We start from the raw sequence: 18777 nt of genomic DNA, 5'->3' as shown, positions 1-18777 counted from the left end.
AGACCTTTAAATAGTCCAATTAAAATGATTATAGATTAGTATAAATACGGATAGCGAATGCACTACCCATGTACATTCGCCCAGTAGTTATTCCTTTTCAGGATCTACGGTTATGTCTTCTCCAATGTACTTCTTGCTGATTTTTGTTAATGTTCCATTATCACGTAGTGTTTGAAGAGCTTTATTGACTTCTTCTAAAAGCTTCTTGTTATCTTTGGCAATCGCAATTGCCTGATCACTGCGTCCCAACAACTCTTTACCGGCAATTTTCATTCCTGCCCCGATGGCTTCCTTACCGGTGATGAAATCAGTAATAACCGCATCATGCTTTCCCTTGCTCAAGGCTTCTAGCGCAGTTACGTCACTGTCAAGCAGGATAATTTTATCTGTTACTTCCTCTGCTGTTTTTGCGTATGTGGAACCTTTAGATACCGCTATTTCTTTACCTTTTAGGTCATCGAGGGTTTTAATGGAACTGTCAGGTCTTACGAAGATTTGAGGTCCGGAGTAGTAGTAAGGAGTAGAAAAGTTAACAGCCTTTAATCTTTCTTCTGTAATTGTATGGCTAGCTACGGCAGCATCAAAGCGCCCCGCCTTTACCCCTTCAACAATTCCACCGAATTTAAATTTCTTTTGAACCGGGTCAAGTCCTAATTCTTTGGCAATTGCTACAGCAACATCAATGTCAAAACCTGTCATTTTACCATCAGTATCAGTCACACTAAATGGTTTAAACTCACCTGAAGAAGCAAAAGTAAATTTACCTTCGTCGACTAAATTCATTCCGTTTGTCGAAGTTTTGTCGCTCCCACAGGCCGCAAGTGAAAACAACAGGGCTAAAACTGATAGGGCTTTCATTAAATATTTCACTAGAATTATTCCCCCTTTTTTCTATTATTTTTTTGGACACACTTAACCTTAACATAAATTTTGAATATTCTCGAAATTGATTTGGACGGTTTATTTAGGCTCTCCTTTGATATATTTGTGTTTAGTGATGTGACCTCCAAGATGCTTAGAATTTGGCCAAGCATCTCCCATATGCTTCCAATTCCTTATGGTTCGACAGAAATTTTTAGGGGGAAAATAAATAGACAGAAGTAATTTTTCGAAGATGAAGCCATAAAATGTTTTCTAGATCATTATTTTGATATTAAAGAAGATAAAATTGCATCCTTGGCATCAAATTTCTAAGGAAAGGTACGTGAAACTGAAGTGGATCGGGGAGAAGGAAAAAGCACTTATTTTTGGGGAAAGTGTCGTTTAAAAGGGTAATATTTCGTCCATCCTGAACTTAGGCGATTGTATGCCTTGCATACTTATTAAAAATTTAATACAATAACCGTAATACGTTATATTGAAATGACTGTGATTAGGAGTAGTAATGGTTCATACCCGCACTATAGAGAGTTGACGGCTGGTGCAAGTCAACCGGGTACATCATGAACTCGCCTTTGAGTTGCAAGCGTGAAGGAAAAGTAAGGCTTGCCGTTTTCCGCGTTAAGGATGAATGAAGCGAGTGTTTACAACACTAATGTGGGTGGTACCGCGGGAAGATACATACAATCCTCTCGTCCCTTTTTGGGATGAGGGGTTTTTTATTTTTTTTTAGGAGGCAACAGATATGAGTTTCGATCATAATAAAATCGAACAAAAGTGGCAAAAGAAATGGGAAGAAGAAAAAACATTTAAAACAAGCGAAGAATATGACAAAAGAAAGTTCTACGCTTTAGATATGTTTCCATACCCATCAGGTGCAGGCCTGCACGTAGGACACCCTGAAGGCTATACCGCAACTGACATTCTTTCGCGCTTAAAGCGGATGCAGGGATACAATGTCCTTCACCCAATGGGCTGGGATGCATTTGGCTTACCGGCAGAACAGTATGCCTTAGATACAGGGAACGACCCTGCGGAATTTACAGAACAGAATATCAACACTTTCCGCCGGCAAATAAAATCCTTAGGATTCTCCTATGATTGGGATCGTGAAGTCAACACCACCGATCCTGAATACTACAAATGGACTCAATGGATTTTCTTAAAGCTGTTTGAAAAGGGCTTAGCCTATATTGATGAAGTGGCCGTAAACTGGTGCCCAGCGCTTGGAACGGTCCTAGCGAACGAAGAGGTCATTGATGGCAAAAGTGAACGTGGCGGGCATCCTGTTGAACGGCGTCCAATGAAGCAATGGATGTTAAGAATCACAGCTTATGGTGACCGTTTACTTGAAGACTTAGAAGAACTTGATTGGCCGGAAAGCTTAAAGGAAATGCAGCGTAACTGGATCGGCCGTTCGGAAGGGGCTGAAGTTACTTTCTCGATCGAAGGACACGAAGAGACCTTCACGGTATTCACAACTCGCCCAGATACATTATTCGGTGCTACGTATGCCGTGCTTGCCCCTGAACATGCTTTTGTGGATAAAATAACAACAGCTGAACAGCGTGCTGCTGTTGATGCTTATTTGGATAAAGTGAAAACAAAGAGCGATTTAGAGCGTACTGATCTTGCCAAAGAGAAGACAGGTGTATTTACCGGCGCTTATGCCATCAATCCTGCAAATGGAGAGAAAATGCCCATCTGGATTGCAGATTATGTATTAGTAAGCTACGGTACGGGTGCAATTATGGCGGTTCCAGCACACGACGAGCGTGACTATGAATTCGCAAAAGAATTTAACCTGCCGATTAAAGCGGTTGTTGCTGGTGGGGATATTGAAAAAGAAGCCTACACAGGTGATGGCGAACACATTAACTCTGAATTTTTAAATGGCTTAGATAAAGCAGAAGCTATTCAAAAAATGATTACTTGGTTAGAAGAAAAAGGAATCGGCACCAAGAAAGTCACTTTCCGCCTTCGGGATTGGTTATTTAGCCGTCAGCGTTATTGGGGAGAACCCATTCCGATTATCCATTGGGAAGACGGCACGATGACTGCAGTTCCAGAAGACCAGCTTCCACTGATGCTGCCAAAAACGAAAGAAATCCGTCCATCTGGAACTGGAGAATCACCACTTGCGGTAATCAATGATTTCGTTAACGTTGTCGATCCAGAAACAGGTAAAAAAGGCCGACGTGAAACCAATACGATGCCACAATGGGCAGGAAGCTGCTGGTATTATCTACGGTACATTGATCCGAAAAATGACCAAGAACTTGCTTCTCAGGAAAAGTTAAATCATTGGCTTCCTGTTGATATCTACATTGGCGGGGCAGAACATGCCGTATTACATTTACTTTATGCGCGCTTCTGGCATAAATTCTTATATGATATCGGCGTTGTTCCAACTAAAGAACCATTCCAAAAGTTATTTAACCAAGGAATGATTTTAGGTGAAGGAAATGAAAAAATGAGTAAGTCAAAAGGGAATGTCGTTAACCCTGACGATATCGTAGACAGTCACGGTGCTGATACTCTTCGCCTTTATGAAATGTTTATGGGACCGCTTGATGCATCGATTGCTTGGTCGACAAATGGGCTGGATGGTTCCCGCCGTTTCTTAGATCGGATCTGGCGTTTATTGGTTGAGGAAAACGGGGAATTAAATCCAAAGATTCAAGCAACTGAAGCAGCCTCTAATTTGGAAAAAGTGTATCATCAAACTGTGAAAAAAGTGACAGAGGATTATGAAGGCTTACGTTTTAATACGGCGATTTCACAAATGATGGTATTCATTAATGAAGCCTATAAAGCAACTGTACTACCAAAAGAGTACATTGAAGGATTCGTAAAATTGCTTGCCCCTGTTTGCCCGCATATCTCTGAAGAGCTTTGGGAAAAGTTAGGTCACAGTGAAACAATCACTTACGAAGCATGGCCAGCCTATGATGAGGCAAAACTAGTGGATGAAGAAGTTGAAATTGTTATCCAAGTAAATGGTAAAGTAAAAGCAAAGCTTATGGTACCAACACATGCAAGCAAAGAGTCACTTGAAGGTATCGCAATGGAAGATGCTCAAATTAAGGAACAAATTGAAGGAAAAACGATTCGAAAAGTAATTACAGTTCCTGGGAAACTTGTTAATATCGTCGCAAATTAGAATAAAAGAATGGCCCCTTCGCTGGGGCTGTTTTTCCTAAAGGGGATGGACTAGATGGAAGAAATTCAAACAATTACACCAGAAGAATTACAAAAAAAGCTTGAGGCAGGGGAAGAACTTGAGCTAGTTGATGTAAGAGAAGATAACGAGGTCGTATTTGGGATGATCCCAGGGGCAAAGCATATCCGCATGGGGGATATTCCCGATAAACTCGACTATTTTGACAAGGATAAAGAATATATCTTTATTTGCCGCTCAAGTGCACGCAGTGGGAATGTCTGCCATTATTTGCAGGATCAGGGCTTTAAGGTCCGCAATATGGTTGGTGGTATGCTTGCATGGCCGGGAGAGACTGAATACACAGAATAACCGATTCCAGGATGGAATCGGTTTTTTTCTTTCAAAATAAAAAACAGTCATTCTAAAGGGGAGTTTACAAGCGCAAACTTAAAAAAAACTTAACTTTTTAGTGGATGGATTTTTAAAATTCTGAAAAATGGTAAGAATGATAGTAAAAAAGAGAGGGAGAGAACAATGATTCAGGTTAAGTTGTTTGATCGGGAGCATGAGAAGGATTTAGAGAAGGAAATGAACCGTTTTTTAAAAGGGATAGATGAAACAAGCCTCCTCGATATTAAATATAATGTGGCCGCGATGGCGGAGGAAGAAGAAGAGGAGCAAATTTATTGTTTTTCAGCGATGATCATTTACAAGGCCTGACAAATAGTCAGACCTTTTTATTTTTTGCGGAAAGGGCTGCATTGGTACCAGCTAATCTTCCAGTCACTAGTGCAGAGGTAATGTTATACCCGCCAGTGTACCCATGGATATCAAGAACTTCACCACATAAATATAGTCCATTCATTAATTTCGAACCCATCGTTTGCGGTTCGATTTCTTTAACTGACACTCCGCCGCCAGTTACAAAAGCTTTTTCAAGAGGCAGGGTGCCATTAACTTTAATGAGGAATTGCTTGCAACTCTTAGAAAAACTACGAATTTTTTCATTAGAGATCGTACTGCCTTGCTCAGCTGGGTCAATCCCATTATGTTCTAATAGAAACAAGAGGTATCGTTCAGGGACTAGCCCTTTGAGCGTATTTTTAATGCTTTTCTTAGGCTCATTTTTTACAAGCGAAAGGATCTCTTGAAAAACTTCTTCCTCTTTTTTTTCTGGTAACACATCTAGACTCATGGAAACTTCTTTCAAATTCCACTTTTTCATGGCTTTCACCACAAACTGACTGCACCGAAGAACGGCGGGGCCGCTTAGTCCAAAATGGGTAAAAATCATATCCATTCGGTGCGAGATAATAGGCTTACCTTTTGGATTCAAGACACTTAAGTCAATATCTCTTAACGACAAACCTTGGAGGACTTTGTTTTTTATAAAAGGTTCACTAGATGTCACTGGAACTTCGGTTGGAAACAGTTCCGTAATGGTATGACCCGCCTTTTCAGCCCAGGCGTACCCATCTCCTGTTGAACCGGTATGAGGGACAGACTTTCCTCCGACCGCAATAACAATGGATTTTGCCGAGATGATTTGTCCATCTCTGAGCACCACAGCTGAAACATGTCCATTTTCATAGATGAGTTCACGGACAGGACTATTTTTGAAGACTCGTACATGGAGTTTTTCTAATTGATTTAATAATGCGTCCACAACTGATTGTGCTTTATTAGAGACGGGAAACATACGGCCGTGATCTTCTTCCTTTAAGGCAATTCCTAATCTCTCAAAGAATTTTATTATATCTTCATTACTAAAGATAGAAAAAGCACTATATAAAAATTTACCGTTTCCCGGCAAGTGTTTGATGATTTCTTCGATCGGCAGGCGATTGGTCACATTACAGCGTCCGCCACCGGAAATAGCTAGTTTTCTGCCGAGTTTGTCCCCTTTATCAATCAAAAGTACTTTTCCACCTTTTTCACCAGCAGCAATGGCCGCCATTAACCCGGAGGGGCCGCCGCCGATGACAATTACATCATATTCCATATTTACACCAACTTTATATTAATCCATCATTCCATTATAAACATTTATCATCAAAATAAAACGAATGTGCCTTTTTTTTAAGAAATTTAACTTAGTTGTTAGTAGCGTCAGAGAGAAAGAAGTTGTAAACTACTAATAGTGTGCAAAAAAAGTCGATTTATATTTGGCTAATCAGAATTTATTATCATAAATTCTGAACGCATAAGGGCAACTACGCCTCTGTCTTCGCCCTAACGGGCTCGCCAGTCGGCGAGTTTTCTTTATGAAAAAGCGCACTTATTTCTTCGGGTAGGAAGGGATTTTATGCAGTCTAAGCTTTTAAGAGGAACATTTATATTAACGCTAGGAACGATACTTTCAAAGGTTATCGGCTTAATTTATGTTATACCATTCTTTCAAATTGTTGGTAGGGAAGGGACTACTCTTTATCAGTTTTCCTATGTGCCGTATACGATTTTTATTAGCATCGCAACAGCCGGTGTGCCGCTCGCCGTTTCTAAATTTATTTCAAAATATAATGCTCTTGAGGAATATGCAGTTGGCAGGAAGTTGTTTAAATCGGGTTTAGTCATTATGACATTAACAGGGGTTATGGCTTTTTTAGTGATGTATCTTGCGGCACCTACATTAGCGGAAATGAGTGTTGGTGATAAAAAGGCAAATTTAGATAATGTCACAACGGTCATGCGAGCTGTAAGCTTTGCGTTAATTGTTGTTCCATTTATGAGCCTCATTAGAGGATTCTTTCAAGGGCACCAATCGATGGGCCCCTCTGCACTTTCACAAGTCGTGGAGCAAATTGTCAGGATTGCGTTTACCCTTCTAGGGGCCTTCGCCGTCTTACATTTTTTTAATGGCAAAATGGTAACAGCCGTAAGTGTGGCGACGTTTGCTGCCTTTATTGGCGCTATTGGCGGTTTAATCGTTTTATTTTGGTATTGGTATAAACGAAAACCGTATTTAGACGATCTCCTTTTACATGATAAAGGCACAATTGATATCTCTCTTAAGGATATTTATAAGGAAATTCTTATTTATGCTTTTCCATTCGTGTTAGTGGGGATTGCCAACCCTTTATTTCAGGCGATTGATCAATTCACATTTAGTCAGGCAATGGCAGAAATCGGGAAAAAGAAATTTGCAGAATCCTTCTTCTCTATTTTGAACTTTGAATCCCATAAAATTGTCATTATTCCAGTTTCGCTGGCAACAGGATTTTCGTTAACCCTTGTACCAAGTATAACGAGGGCCTTCGTTGAGGGGGAAGGGGAAAGCCTAAACCAACAATTAAATCAGACATTTCAGGTACTGCTATTTTTAACGTTACCTGCAGCCATCGGTCTTTCGTTATTGGCAGAACCTGTATATACAGTGTTTTATCAGCATGATGTAATTGGTACTGAAGTATTAAGGGCATACGCACCTGTAGCCATTCTTTTTTCCTTATATTCTGTCACTGCAGCCATTTTACAAGGGATCAACGAACAGCGATTTACGGTGTTAAGTTTACTTGTAGGATTATTAATTAAACTGTCTCTAAATATTCCGTTAATAAAAATTATGGAAACAAGAGGGGCAGTATTGGCGACTACACTTGGATATGTTGCAGCCATTCTCATCAATTTTATTGTTATTAAGGCATATGCCCGTTATCCATTCCGACTTGTTTGGAGAAGGAGCTTGTTAATTGTCATCTTTGCTGGATTCATGTGGGTGGGAACAGAATTAATGTACAAACTATTATTGTTATTCCTTTCTCCGGCATCAAAAATTCAATCTGTTATAATAATCGTTATTTGTGCGACAGTGGGAGCTGGAATTTATTTTTATCTTGGCTTAAAATCAGGACTTGCCAGCCGTTTATTTGGAGATAAACTTGATCGGTTAATGAACAAAATAAAAAAACTGGGGAGGAGAAGCGTTGAGAATTGATAAAATGCTGGCTAACCTTGGTTACGGCAGCCGCAAAGAAGTCAAGCAACTGTTAAAAGGTAGTGCGGTTAAAGTGGATGATGTCGTTGTAAAAGATGCAAAACAGCATGTGGATCCATCTAAACAAACCGTAACACTAAACGGAGAAATTATTGAATACAAAGAATTTATCTATCTGATGATGAATAAGCCGCAAGGAGTTTTATCAGCGACAGAAGATACTAATACAGAAACTGTCATCGATTTATTAGAGCTTGAGGACCAGGTCTATGAGCCGTTTCCCGTTGGTAGATTGGATAAAGATACCGAAGGATTACTGCTAATCACCAATGACGGTCAATTGGCACACCGTTTGCTTTCTCCGAAAAAGCATGTACCGAAGACCTATTTTGCTGTTATTGATGGTGAAGTGACTGAGGAAGATATTGAGGCGTTTGCTAATGGCGTCACGTTGGATGATGGCTATGAAACAAAGCCAGGTGAATTGAAAATTTTAAAATCTGGGATCCGATCCGATATTGAACTAACCATCACCGAAGGGAAATTTCATCAGGTGAAAAGAATGTTTGAAGCGGTTGGGAAAAGGGTGGTCTATCTCCAGCGGATTTCAATGGGCCCTTTGCCACTGGATGAGACACTCGAATTAGGTGAATATCGTGAACTAACGGATGAAGAAGTAGAGTTATTGAGAAATTATCAAGTGAATTAGCCCTATATATGAAAAAGCAGCCTCATTGGAAGCTGCTTTTTCTCTTTTTATAGTACCAGGTACGGCTTTTTTCTTGAATATTTATTTTTATCGGCGAATTTTTGGGTTCAATCAGCGAATTTTTGCATTCAATCGGCGAATTTCAAGGTCCAATCAGCGAATCTCCAATTTTTATTATTGATAGGCCTTCACATGTAGCAAAGTTTCTAAATCGACAATTTGAACATTCCTTTTTTGCAATTCTTCAATTAGGAGCGGTAGTGCTTTTTTGGTCTCACTCTTATCAGAATCGGAATGCATTAAGATAATGTCACCGTTTCGTAAGTTATCAACGACATTTCGAATAATATTTTTCGAATCCCTTTGGGACCAATCAAGAGTATCGATGGACCATAGGACAATGGAATAACCCTCTTGCTCGGTAACGTCCACAACCTTTTCGTCTGTATCCCCATATGGTGTACGAAGAATAGCCGGCTCTTTCCCAATCACTGACTTAATAGCCTTTCCTGCTTGATCAATTTCGAGTCGGATCGCTTCAGTTCCTAATTTCGTTAATTCCACATGATTAAAGCTATGGCTTAAAACTAAGTTTCCGTTATTAAAAGCATTCTTTACCACATCAGGGTGCTTTGTAACCTTACTGCCGATAAAAAAGAAGTTCCCTTTTACATGATAATTGGCCAATATTTCAATGATTGCAGGTGTAATTATCTCATCGGGTCCATCATCAAATGTTAAGGCAACCTTTTTTTCATTAGGGCCATTAATATAAACATTATCCTGATTTTTAGCAAAGAGAACTATATCTTTACGCCACTTTTGCATAGAAGCCCAAGCTAAATCTGATAACTTATTAGATTTTCCTTTGATATCAAGGATATATTCATTGTTAGTGGTTGTGACTGTTGTGGCTCTTTTCGGGTTGAAAACTGAAATATGATCAATGACATGGCCACTTTTTGGAACGATTAGCTTAAGTTGAATTTCTTTACCCCATTCATATACATATATATTTTCATTGTCACTCTCCCGAATTTCTTTGGGCTTTCCGTAAGCCTTAACCACCATAGTATCTGTAATTTTTTTGAAGTCAGTTGCATAGGAACGGACGTCGAAAATTTCTCCTGCCTTGTTATAGCCTAAAACGGTATTTTTATTATCATAGGTTGCATAGGTACCCGCACCTGCCTGATCGTTCTTGTCAGGCTCACCCCATTCAGTGGTAACCTGACTAATTGTGCTTTCAAGCGCATTAAAGGGACAATCTTTCACCATGCCTTTCTGAGACCAATTCTTTATTTCATCCAGCTGTGTTAAATAGGTTTGATTTATTTCCTTAGGCTGTAAGGCATTTTGCTTTGGCTGTACATTTTTACTTGGAGTTGGCTTTTCCGGATTACAGGCGGTTAATAGCATAGTTAAAGAGAAACTGGCCATCACCATGATCGTGAATATCTTCATCTGGTACCGCACCTCCCAAATAACTAATCTTGGTTTAATAATAACAAAGTCATCCAGGATTGGAAAAAAATAATTTCAACCCCACGAAAAAAGGACAAAGCATTTAGCTTGTCCTTTTTAAGATAACCATTATTTTAAGCCTGTAGGAAAGAGTGAAGCATCCAATTATGTTTGTTAAGTTTGCCAATTAGTCCTAAAAACATATCACTGGTCACTTCGTCATTGTTTTGTTCAGCAACTTCCATCCCAGCCTTTAATTCATCAATGATTAAAGAAAAGTCATGAACGATGGTTTGGACCATTTCTTCGGCCGTTAGAGTGTCGTTCGTTTCTTCAATCGTTGCGAGTTGTAGATATTCTTTAAGGGTAGAAACAGGACGACCGTCCATGGTTAATAATTGTTCTGCAAACTCATCAATCGTTGTTGCTGCTTCCTCGTATAATTCTTCAAATTTTGCGTGCAAGGTAAAGAAGTGGGGACCTTTCACATACCAATGAAAACGATGTAATTTAGTATACAATACATTCCAGTTTGCGATTTGTTGGTTGATTACTTGTTCAATCGTCATTTAGCATTCCTCCTAATTTCTTATCTAAATTAATTATAACACATATTAATTAAAAGTAAATATTAAATTATAATTATTATAAATAAGGTAAAAAACATTTAAAAAATATAAGTAACACGGTTATTCGATGGGTATCTTAATAATATTTACTTGAAAAGGAAACCTTAATTTTAAGGGGGAACTAACATGAAACTTACACACGAGCAGGCAGTCGAGTTACATGGTTTTAATAATTTGACGAAATCGTTAAGCTTTAATATGTATGACATTTGTTTTACGAGAACGAGGGAAGAGAGAGAAGCTTATTTAAATTATATTGATGAACAATACAGTGCGGACAGACTGCAAAAAATATTAACCCATGTTTCAGATATCATTGGGGCCCATGTATTAAATGTGGCCAGCCAGGACTTTGAACCAGCCGGGGCAAGCGTGACGCTTTTAGTTTCAGAAGGTCCAGTTGCCAATGCACCTTCTGAATCCTTTGAAGAATCGCCTGGACCGCTGCCGGAATCGGTGGTTATGCAGTTAGATAAGAGCCATATCACGGTCCATACATACCCGGAATTTCACCCGGATGAAGGAATCAGTACGTTTAGGGCGGACATTGATGTTTCTACGTGCGGGGAGATTTCGCCACTGAAGGCTCTTCATTATTTGATTCGCTCATTTGAAACGGATGTAATGACGATTGATTACCGTGTGCGCGGGTTTACAAGGGATAAAACGGGGCACAAGCTTTTTATTGATCATGAAATTAATTCGATTCAAAATTATATTCCTGAGGATGTCGGTGAATTATTCGATATGATTGACGTCAATGTTTATCAGGAACATATTTTTCACACAAAATGCAAATTGCGCGAATTCGATTTAAATAATTATTTGTTTGGATATACAAAAGATACCTTAACCCCTGATGAACATATTGAAATTACTGAGCGGTTAAAGATTGAAATGGATGAAATCTTTTATGGGAAAAATATTGTCCAATAAAATGAGCACGGGTTCATCCCGCGCTTTTTTTATTGAACAATTATTCATCTAACAAATGATGCAGCATCCTATTTTTATCATCAAAAAATTGTTTCATAATCTGGTAATGATTTGTTTCCTCAAGTATGCTTTCTTTAATACCCTCTTCAGTAAATTCAAAAATCTTTGCATCTGGATAAGCCATGATAATTGGCGAATGGGTCGCAATAATAAATTGTGAATTTTCCTTCACCAAGTCATGAATCCTTGTTAGCATCGACATCTGCCGTAGCGGCGAGAGAGCGGCTTCGGGTTCATCTAAAATATAAATTCCATTGCCTCTAAAGCGATGGAGAAATGTTGCAAAGAAGGCCTCACCATGTGATTGCTCATGAAGGGAAACACCGCCGAATGAATCAATTACTCTGCGGCCGCCATCACCTTTATCGAGCTCTTCAATATTTGAAGCGACATTATAAAAACTTTCCGCTCGCAGGAAAAATCCATCCTTAGGTTTTTCAATCCCTTTAATCGCTTTAATAAAATCAGCAAGAGGAGAATGGGAATCATAGGTTGAAAAGTTAAAATTAAAAGACCCTCCCTCTGGATTGAAACCAAGTGCAACCGCAATTGCTTCCAATAAAGTGGATTTTCCCATGCCATTTTCGCCAATGAGAAAGGTAACACTTGGATGAAAGGATAGCTCGTCTAATGTCTTCATACTAGGCAGGTTAAACGGGTATTTATTAAAAGAAGGAATTTCCTCTCTCTTCAAATTAATTCTTCGTAAATATTGTGAATTTAACATATGTATTACCTCAGAATTTTTATTTTAATAAGGTTTGGTAGGAGCTAGTACATTAAAAGTAGCATATTTTGAATGCTTATCCTATACATGATTATATATTTATTGGATGCGAGTATATTGAATAAACGTTCCGGTGACTTTACTAAATGGGAAGTCACCGTTTTTTTTTCAAAAGAAATGCTTGACGTGAAACCAAATGGTGTTATATAGTTTAAATGCGAAACCAAATGGTTTCGTAATGAAGAAATAATCGCAGCACAATTCGAGGAGGTAATTATGATGGGTAACGAGTCACAAGCAACATTAGAGGATATTAAGTATACAGTCGTATATAATGCTCCCATTGCAAAAGTATGGGATGCTGTAGCTACAGCAGAGGGCCTGGGTGCGTGGTTCATGCCAAATGACCTTCAACCTGTTGAAGGACATGAATTTCATTTAAATGCAGCACAATTTGGCATGTCGCCATGTAAGGTAACACATGTTGATCCACCAAACCGTCTTTCTTTTAATTGGGGGAAGGATTGGAATCTCACATTTGAATTAAAAGAACTGGATGATAAAACAGAATTAACTTTAATCCATGGCGGTTGGGACGCAAACAAAGTGACTGAATTTGGCGCGCCTCATACTCCTATTCGTGAAAACATGAATCAGGGCTGGGCAGGTCTTGTGAAAAAATTGCAAGCTTATGTTGAGGCATAAATGGCAGCTTCATCGGCAAAGCATGATGTCTTTCAAGCCATCGCTGATCCAACAAGACGAAAGTTGTTAAAACTCCTTAGTAAGGAAGAGATGCCTGTTACGGCAATAAGTGAACACTTTCCGATAAGCCGTACCGCCGTGTCTAAACATCTACGTGTTTTAGCAGAGGCGGGACTGGTAAAGGAACGGAAAGCCGGAAGGGAAACAAGATACAAGCTTGAGCCGGAACCCTTATATGAACTAAAAGATTGGCTTCAATATTTTGAGCTATTTTGGGAAAATAAATTGTCGGCACTTAGGCTTTTTGTTGAATCGGATGGGAATATAAGTGAACATCATCCTTCGTCAATTGAGAAGCCTGACGACAAAAAAGGATAAAAAAAGTGATACCCACGTTGCTGGATATCACTTTTTTTGTTGCTAAACAGTAGGCTCCACGGTAGATTTGGAATGTTGAATATGACTAGTCAACCATCCAAGAACCCCGGCTGTTACTAGGTAGAAAAGTAAGATTAATATTTGCTGTTGAAGTTGAGCCCAGTCCCCTAAGGATATAACTTCTTGGAAGCTCCGTAATGAATGGGCCATTGGTAAAATGCTGCCGATTTTGCTAAGGACAGGATTACTCAATTCACCCGGGAATGTTCCACCACATGTGGCTAATTGTAAGACTAATAATGTGACAGCCATAAATTTCCCTGCCACTCCAAACATCGTTACTAACATCAGGATGAACGTCATGAAGGTTAAGGAAACAACGACGCTGGATACAATAAACAATGGAACACTTGCCACATGTACTTTAAATCCGAAAAGGACTACCAAATCGACAAATAACACTTGTATTAATGCAATCAAGTACTTAAGCCCCAGTTTATTAATAAAGTGTTGCGTTCCATTGACTTTGAGATCTTGTCTTCGTCCTAATGGAAGGATGTTGGCTGCCATAATTCCACCTACATAAAATGCCAATGATAGAAAATATGGTGTAATTCCTGTACCATAATTGGGAACTTCTGATAAATCTGATTCTACTAATTTGACTGGTTCAGAGAACATTGAAGTTAATTGGTCATTATTATGAATACTAGACGTTTGCTTGGCTGCATCATTTAATTTAGAGGCTAACTGGTCTGAACCAACTGTCAATTGACCTAAACCATCTACTAACTGATTTGTGCCATTGTCTAGTTTACTTCCGCCGTTTACTAAATCATTAATACCATTGTTTAAATCGGAAAAACCATTATTCCATTGAGAGAAACCATTAGAAAATTGTTCGGTTCCCTCAGACAATCTTTTTGCCCCAAGGGCTGCTTCATCCACTTTATTTCCGAACTGCTTCATCCCATCTTGGACTTTTTCTTGACCTTGAACTAATTGATTTGCCCCTTGTGCAAGTTGTGCTTGTCCACTGCTCAATGAATCAGCTGCTTTTGATAGACCAGTTGACATGGCAGCAATTTGTTGTAAGTTCGGGTCATCTTTCATCTCAGGGTGATTTTTTAGAAATTGTTCTACAGCTTTTGTTAAATCATCGGTTGAGTTTTTCATTCCTGTTTGTCCTTGAGATAACTTTTCACTACTCAAAGCCAAAGAATGCATGCCGTCCGTCACTTGTTCCATTCCAAGTTCTAAATGGGACTGACCATCAGAAAGCTTTTCTATGCCATTCGAAAGTGATTGTGAGCCCTCTTTTAAACCATTGATCCCTTGAGTTAATTTTTGTTGACCGTTTGAAAGTTCCTGACTTCCATCCTCAAGCTTTTTAGCACCATCATTTAAGCGGCCGACGCCGTCTGAAAGCTGGATCATTCCATTCTTGGCATCAATTGTTCCTTGATTAATTTTTGTGGCCCCATCGCCAGCCTCCTGTAATCCGTCTGCTAATTCAACAAACTTTGAAAATACACCGTCTGCATAGGATTTCGTAATGCTGGCTGCTATTTTTGTCTTCATTTTTTCCGTTGCGGTCGTGCTAATTTGTGAGGCAACGTAGTTCTTCCCTGGATTTATTTTAAAGTTCAGTTTTGCCTGCTCTGGATGTTTATCCATAAGTGTACTGACTTTTTGTGAAAAATCTTTTGGAATGGTCAGCACCATATAATATTTCCCGTCTTTTAAACCTTGGTTTGCGGTTTTTTCAGAGAGGAAAGAAAAATGTAGATCCTTATTTTCTTTTAGATTTTTAACAAACTCCTGACCTGCCTCAATGGACTTGTTATCCATCATCGATCCTTCATCTAGATTTACGACAGCGACTGGAAGTTGATCTAATCTTCCATAGGGATTCCAATATCCTGCAAGAAAGAAACCAGAATAGATTAATGGAACGATTAAAAGAAATACTAAAGCTATTCTTCCATGCTTATGATGCCACATCATCTTTAAATCTCTAAATACTAAGTGAATACCTTTCATAATTACCCCTTTACTTATGAGTTTTTTTACATAAACACTATGATAAATACTTTTTGCCATATTGTATAATATATAATTAGTTATCATTCAGTAGCTTTCAAGCTATTGATAAGCGAGGGGAAAATTATGGAGCTTTTACAATTACAGTATTTTCAAACGGTTGCCAGACTGGAGCATATGACCAAAGCAGCTGAAGAACTTCAAATTGCCCAACCCTCTTTAAGTAAAACCATCGCCCGATTAGAGGAAGATTTGGGTGTTCCGTTATTTGATCGAAAAAATCGGCAGCTTAGGTTAAACGACTACGGAAAACTGTTTTTAGATCGTGTAAATAGGATATTTTTAGAATTGAATGAAGGGAAAAGAGAAATTGAGGAAAGAGCACATCAGGGGCAAACGCAAATTACGTTAGCTGTCAGTATCCCAAGAGTCCTTCCAGAATTATTGAGTTCTTTTTTAAAGTATTTTCCCGATGTTAAATTTCAACAAGTCCTTGCGTCAACTTCTTTAATGAAAAGCCAACTTGAAAAGGCTGAGATTGATTTTTGTATTTCATCCGTGCCTATTGAGGGAACGGAGATCATCTGGGAACCTTTAATGACAGAAGAGATTTACTTAATTGTTCCCCCGGAACACGAGCTTTCGAGTAAGGAGAACATCTATCTCAGTGAAGTCAAGAACGAGCCTTTCATCAGTATGAATACAGGTTTCGGATTTAGAAATCTAACAGATGAATTTTGTCGTGAGGCAGGATTTGTTCCAAGCATTGCTTTTGAAGGAGATGAGCCGGGGGTGATAGGGGATTTGGTGAGAAAAGGATTAGGGATAGCTTTCATTCCCGAAATTTCTTGGTTCCATCATACAAATCCCTTTCCAAATAAACTGAGAATTATTGAACCAAAGTGCCAAAGGACCATAGGGTTAGGCTGGTCAAAGCGGCGGTATTTAACAGAGGCCGGACAACAATTTCGTCAGTATGTGATTGAATATTTTTCTGAAAAAGCAAAAAAGGCCAGCAAATAGTTGATGGCCCTTTTTGTACTGATTAAATTGTAATTTCATTCATAACATTTTTTCTAACAAAAAATGAGAGGATGATTAGCATGCAAATCGTTGCCAAGCTGACTGATGTACCAATCAGATTGTTTGGATTAAACACAAATCCAATAAAGATAATGCTTAAAGATACGATCGCGAAGATGGTCGTATATGGATACCATTTCACTTGAAAAGCCGGTTGATTTTTATAAAGCGGTCTTAGTTTTAACTGTGCAGCGCAAATACTGATCCAGAGTAACATCACTGTAAACCCAGGAATAGTCATGAGATAGCCTATAACTTGACTAGGTGTTAAATACGCTAAGTAAACACCTGCAAGTATACATATGCTCGTAAGCATAATTCCTGTTAATGGGATTCCCTTTGCAGAGAGTTTTGCAAACACCTTAGGTGCAACACCACCTTGTGCCATTGAAAAAAGCGTTCTTGATGTCGCATAGATTCCGGAATTTGCAGCCGAAAGTACGGCTGTCAAGAGGACAAAGTTCATAATATGCGCAGCTCCTGGTAAACCGGTTGAACTGAAGACCTGAACAAAAGGACTGTCAGCACCAGTAACTTTGTCCCAAGGGATGAGTCCACAAATGATTAGAATTGGTAAAATATAAAAAATGATGACACGCCATACCGCGCCCTTAATAATTTTTGGCAATACTTTTTCGGCATCCTTTGTTTCAGTAACAGCAACCCCAATTAATTCCGCACCGCCATAAGAAAACATGACCACTAAAAAGGCGCTGAAAATTCCACCCATTCCGTGTGGGAAGAATCCACCATGAGCGGTGTAATTAGAGAGCGGATCCTGGATCGAGCTAGGAATAAGACCCAATAGGAGTGAAAAGCCCAAAATAATAAATGCAACTAGGGCGATGATTTTAATTCCCGCAAACCAAAATTCAAGCTCGCCATAATATTTTACTTGAGTTAAATTAATTCCGACAATGACAACAGCGCAAAGGAAGCTTAGCAGCCATAATGGTATCGTAGGAAACCAAAATTGCAGAAAACTTCCCGCTGCTAATAGTTCAACTACAGTGACAAGAATCCAGTTGATCCAGTAAAGCCATCCCACGATATAAGAAACTTGGAATCCAAATGCTTTGTTAACTAAATGCTGTACATTTAAATTTGGAAACGCAAGCGCCATTTCCCCTAAGGCAGCCATAATGATAAATAGCAAAAGACCTCCAATTAAATAGGCTACAACAACACTAGGTCCTGCAATCGCTAATGTATCGGAGCTGCCTTTAAAAATCCCCGTGCCAATCATACCAGCCAAGGCAATAAACTGTACATGCCTTGGTAATAATCCTTTTTGTAAGTTCTGCTGATTATTTTCCATGTTCTCTCCTACTTATCTTTTCTACTTAGACGCTTTTAAGCGCTAAAGTATTTTTTTATAATAATATACTACCATACTATTAAAAACTGTCAAATAGAGTCGCAGATTTATTAGCAGATCTTCTCTGGATTCTCCTTGGCTTAGCATGGTTATTTTTGCTGCAGGTCAAAATATTACCTATGAGAATTTTTTTTGGTTGAAGGAAACTTTGTTTGAAGTGGCGAATATAATAAAGGAAAGTAGGAGGATGATGCAAATGTTCATAACCCCTCGATTGCAACGGAGGATTTTTATGTATTCATATGTTTTTAGAAAGCTCGGCATCTTAAGTGAACAAGAATATAACAAAATCACTAATCAAGTACATGGTCAGCACTGAATTTACAAACAAAAAGCACCCGAGACAAAATCTCGTGTGCTTTTTTATGCTATCATGTGTAATTAATTTTGTGTTATGAAGACATTTTTACTCTCTTTTGTGTAGTCGTCCATTTTCCGCGGCTTGGGCTTATTACCAAGTCATTATAGGCTAAGACATTTAAATCTCGTTGTATGGTGCGAGGAGTGATACCAAATTCCTCTACAAGTTCCTGCGTTGTGACAGTTCCGTTATTGCGAATAAACATGTAGATACATTTGATGCGGTTTAACATCCGGTTAGTCGAAGGTTTCAAAGAACCACTCCCTATCCTTTTTTCAAACCTATGGCAATATCCTGCTACCGACAGCCTGTTTGAAGATTCCTCTTC

General features: G+C 38.9%; 17 protein-coding genes and 1 other annotated feature. Of the genes, 9 read left to right on the top strand and 8 right to left on the bottom strand.

Annotation, left to right across the window (positions count from 1 at the left end):
* Window positions 1-87: 87 nt before the first annotated feature.
* Window positions 88-858, bottom strand: coding sequence for a transporter substrate-binding domain-containing protein (locus tag ACJ004_RS19830; RefSeq protein WP_410894909.1), 771 nt, complete (start codon window positions 856-858; stop codon window positions 88-90).
* Between the two features lie 501 nt (window positions 859-1359).
* Window positions 1360-1582, top strand: a binding site (T-box leader).
* Between the two features lie 42 nt (window positions 1583-1624).
* Here ACJ004_RS19830 and leuS point away from each other — a divergent pair.
* From leuS to ACJ004_RS19815, 3 genes are all read left to right on the top strand, one after another.
* A complete protein-coding gene (leuS, locus tag ACJ004_RS19825) occupies window positions 1625-4042 on the top strand; it encodes a leucine--tRNA ligase (RefSeq protein ID WP_410894860.1) in 2418 nt (805 codons plus the stop codon).
* 54 nt (window positions 4043-4096) lie between these two features.
* Window positions 4097-4411 carry a rhodanese-like domain-containing protein gene (locus ACJ004_RS19820; RefSeq protein WP_410894859.1) on the top strand — a complete coding sequence of 105 codons (315 nt, stop codon included), beginning with the start codon at window positions 4097-4099 and terminating at the stop codon, window positions 4409-4411.
* 165 nt (window positions 4412-4576) lie between these two features.
* Window positions 4577-4762 (top strand): sporulation protein Cse60, encoded by a 186-nt coding sequence (locus tag ACJ004_RS19815; RefSeq protein WP_066258247.1) that lies wholly within the window; start codon window positions 4577-4579, stop codon window positions 4760-4762.
* Window positions 4763-4769: 7 nt separating this feature from the next.
* Here the strand turns inward: ACJ004_RS19815 and ACJ004_RS19810 are convergent, their stop codons facing one another.
* A complete protein-coding gene (locus ACJ004_RS19810; RefSeq protein WP_410894858.1) occupies window positions 4770-6044 on the bottom strand; it encodes a BaiN/RdsA family NAD(P)/FAD-dependent oxidoreductase in 1275 nt (424 codons plus the stop codon).
* A gap of 303 nt (window positions 6045-6347) precedes the next feature.
* On the opposite strand from ACJ004_RS19810, the gene ACJ004_RS19805 reads away from it, so the two are divergent.
* Together ACJ004_RS19805 and ACJ004_RS19800 are read left to right on the top strand one after the other, a co-directional pair.
* Complete coding sequence (locus ACJ004_RS19805) at window positions 6348-7976, top strand: putative polysaccharide biosynthesis protein (protein WP_410894857.1); 1629 nt, start codon at window positions 6348-6350, stop codon at window positions 7974-7976.
* On the top strand, window positions 7966-8685 hold the full coding sequence (locus tag ACJ004_RS19800) for a 16S rRNA pseudouridine(516) synthase (RefSeq protein ID WP_410894856.1): 720 nt from the start codon (window positions 7966-7968) through the stop codon (window positions 8683-8685). The genes ACJ004_RS19805 and ACJ004_RS19800 overlap by 11 nt, the downstream gene beginning before the upstream one ends.
* Window positions 8686-8859: 174 nt before the next feature.
* On the opposite strand, the gene ACJ004_RS19795 is transcribed toward ACJ004_RS19800, so the two are convergent.
* Both ACJ004_RS19795 and ACJ004_RS19790 read right to left on the bottom strand, forming a co-directional pair.
* Entirely contained in the window at window positions 8860-10149 is a 1290-nt protein-coding gene (locus tag ACJ004_RS19795; protein ID WP_410894855.1) for a DUF4309 domain-containing protein, read from the bottom strand.
* Between the two features lie 134 nt (window positions 10150-10283).
* Entirely contained in the window at window positions 10284-10718 is a 435-nt protein-coding gene (locus tag ACJ004_RS19790; protein ID WP_410894854.1) for a Dps family protein, read from the bottom strand.
* Window positions 10719-10904: 186 nt separating this feature from the next.
* On the opposite strand from ACJ004_RS19790, the gene speD reads away from it, so the two are divergent.
* Complete coding sequence (gene speD, locus ACJ004_RS19785) at window positions 10905-11714, top strand: adenosylmethionine decarboxylase (RefSeq protein ID WP_410894853.1); 810 nt, start codon at window positions 10905-10907, stop codon at window positions 11712-11714.
* Window positions 11715-11754: 40 nt separating this feature from the next.
* On the opposite strand, the gene ACJ004_RS19780 is transcribed toward speD, so the two are convergent.
* Window positions 11755-12501, bottom strand: a complete 747-nt coding sequence (locus ACJ004_RS19780) for an AAA family ATPase (protein ID WP_410894852.1) — start codon at window positions 12499-12501, stop codon at window positions 11755-11757.
* Between the two features lie 279 nt (window positions 12502-12780).
* Here ACJ004_RS19780 and ACJ004_RS19775 point away from each other — a divergent pair, with 279 nt between their 5' ends.
* Together ACJ004_RS19775 and ACJ004_RS19770 are read left to right on the top strand one after the other, a co-directional pair.
* Window positions 12781-13206, top strand: a complete 426-nt coding sequence (locus tag ACJ004_RS19775) for an SRPBCC family protein (protein ID WP_410894851.1) — start codon at window positions 12781-12783, stop codon at window positions 13204-13206.
* The gene (locus ACJ004_RS19770) at window positions 13207-13584 is read left to right on the top strand and encodes an ArsR/SmtB family transcription factor (RefSeq protein WP_410894850.1); all 378 of its coding nucleotides are present in this window, start codon (window positions 13207-13209) and stop codon (window positions 13582-13584) included.
* A gap of 42 nt (window positions 13585-13626) precedes the next feature.
* Here the strand turns inward: ACJ004_RS19770 and ACJ004_RS19765 are convergent, their stop codons facing one another.
* On the bottom strand, window positions 13627-15627 hold the full coding sequence (locus ACJ004_RS19765; RefSeq protein WP_410894849.1) for a YhgE/Pip family protein: 2001 nt from the start codon (window positions 15625-15627) through the stop codon (window positions 13627-13629).
* Between the two features lie 126 nt (window positions 15628-15753).
* Here ACJ004_RS19765 and ACJ004_RS19760 point away from each other — a divergent pair, with 126 nt between their 5' ends.
* Complete coding sequence (locus ACJ004_RS19760) at window positions 15754-16650, top strand: LysR family transcriptional regulator (RefSeq protein WP_410894848.1); 897 nt, start codon at window positions 15754-15756, stop codon at window positions 16648-16650.
* A gap of 22 nt (window positions 16651-16672) precedes the next feature.
* Here ACJ004_RS19760 and ACJ004_RS19755 read toward each other — a convergent pair whose 3' ends face one another.
* Entirely contained in the window at window positions 16673-18028 is a 1356-nt protein-coding gene (locus ACJ004_RS19755; protein WP_410894847.1) for an amino acid permease, read from the bottom strand.
* Window positions 18029-18480: 452 nt separating this feature from the next.
* Window positions 18481-18702, bottom strand: a complete 222-nt coding sequence (locus tag ACJ004_RS19750) for a DeoR family transcriptional regulator (protein ID WP_081825309.1) — start codon at window positions 18700-18702, stop codon at window positions 18481-18483.
* Window positions 18703-18777: the final 75 nt, after the last annotated feature.

Source organism: Neobacillus sp. 204, assembly GCF_046562815.1.
Taxonomy (GTDB): Bacteria; Bacillota; Bacilli; order Bacillales; family Cytobacillaceae; genus Neobacillus.
Note: the sequence above shows the minus strand (reverse complement) of the source record. Positions and strands in the feature narration are given on the sequence as shown.

Excerpts from the sequence above, each read along its gene's own strand:
- ACJ004_RS19755 (WP_410894847.1), bottom strand. The coding sequence starts at position 18,028 with ATGGAAAATAATCAGCAGAACTTACAAAAAGGATTATTACCAAGGCAT.
- ACJ004_RS19780 (WP_410894852.1), bottom strand. The coding sequence starts at position 12,501 with ATGTTAAATTCACAATATTTACGAAGAATTAATTTGAAGAGAGAGGAA.
- ACJ004_RS19795 (WP_410894855.1), bottom strand. The coding sequence starts at position 10,149 with ATGAAGATATTCACGATCATGGTGATGGCCAGTTTCTCTTTAACTATG.
- ACJ004_RS19765 (WP_410894849.1), bottom strand. The coding sequence starts at position 15,627 with ATGAAAGGTATTCACTTAGTATTTAGAGATTTAAAGATGATGTGGCAT.
- ACJ004_RS19775 (WP_410894851.1), top strand. The coding sequence starts at position 12,781 with ATGGGTAACGAGTCACAAGCAACATTAGAGGATATTAAGTATACAGTC.
- ACJ004_RS19770 (WP_410894850.1), top strand. The coding sequence starts at position 13,207 with ATGGCAGCTTCATCGGCAAAGCATGATGTCTTTCAAGCCATCGCTGAT.
- ACJ004_RS19830 (WP_410894909.1), bottom strand. The coding sequence starts at position 858 with ATGAAAGCCCTATCAGTTTTAGCCCTGTTGTTTTCACTTGCGGCCTGT.
- speD (WP_410894853.1), top strand. The coding sequence starts at position 10,905 with ATGAAACTTACACACGAGCAGGCAGTCGAGTTACATGGTTTTAATAAT.
- ACJ004_RS19805 (WP_410894857.1), top strand. The coding sequence starts at position 6,348 with ATGCAGTCTAAGCTTTTAAGAGGAACATTTATATTAACGCTAGGAACG.
- ACJ004_RS19760 (WP_410894848.1), top strand. The coding sequence starts at position 15,754 with ATGGAGCTTTTACAATTACAGTATTTTCAAACGGTTGCCAGACTGGAG.
- ACJ004_RS19790 (WP_410894854.1), bottom strand. The coding sequence starts at position 10,718 with ATGACGATTGAACAAGTAATCAACCAACAAATCGCAAACTGGAATGTA.
- ACJ004_RS19820 (WP_410894859.1), top strand. The coding sequence starts at position 4,097 with ATGGAAGAAATTCAAACAATTACACCAGAAGAATTACAAAAAAAGCTT.
- ACJ004_RS19810 (WP_410894858.1), bottom strand. The coding sequence starts at position 6,044 with ATGGAATATGATGTAATTGTCATCGGCGGCGGCCCCTCCGGGTTAATG.
- leuS (WP_410894860.1), top strand. The coding sequence starts at position 1,625 with ATGAGTTTCGATCATAATAAAATCGAACAAAAGTGGCAAAAGAAATGG.
- ACJ004_RS19815 (WP_066258247.1), top strand. The coding sequence starts at position 4,577 with ATGATTCAGGTTAAGTTGTTTGATCGGGAGCATGAGAAGGATTTAGAG.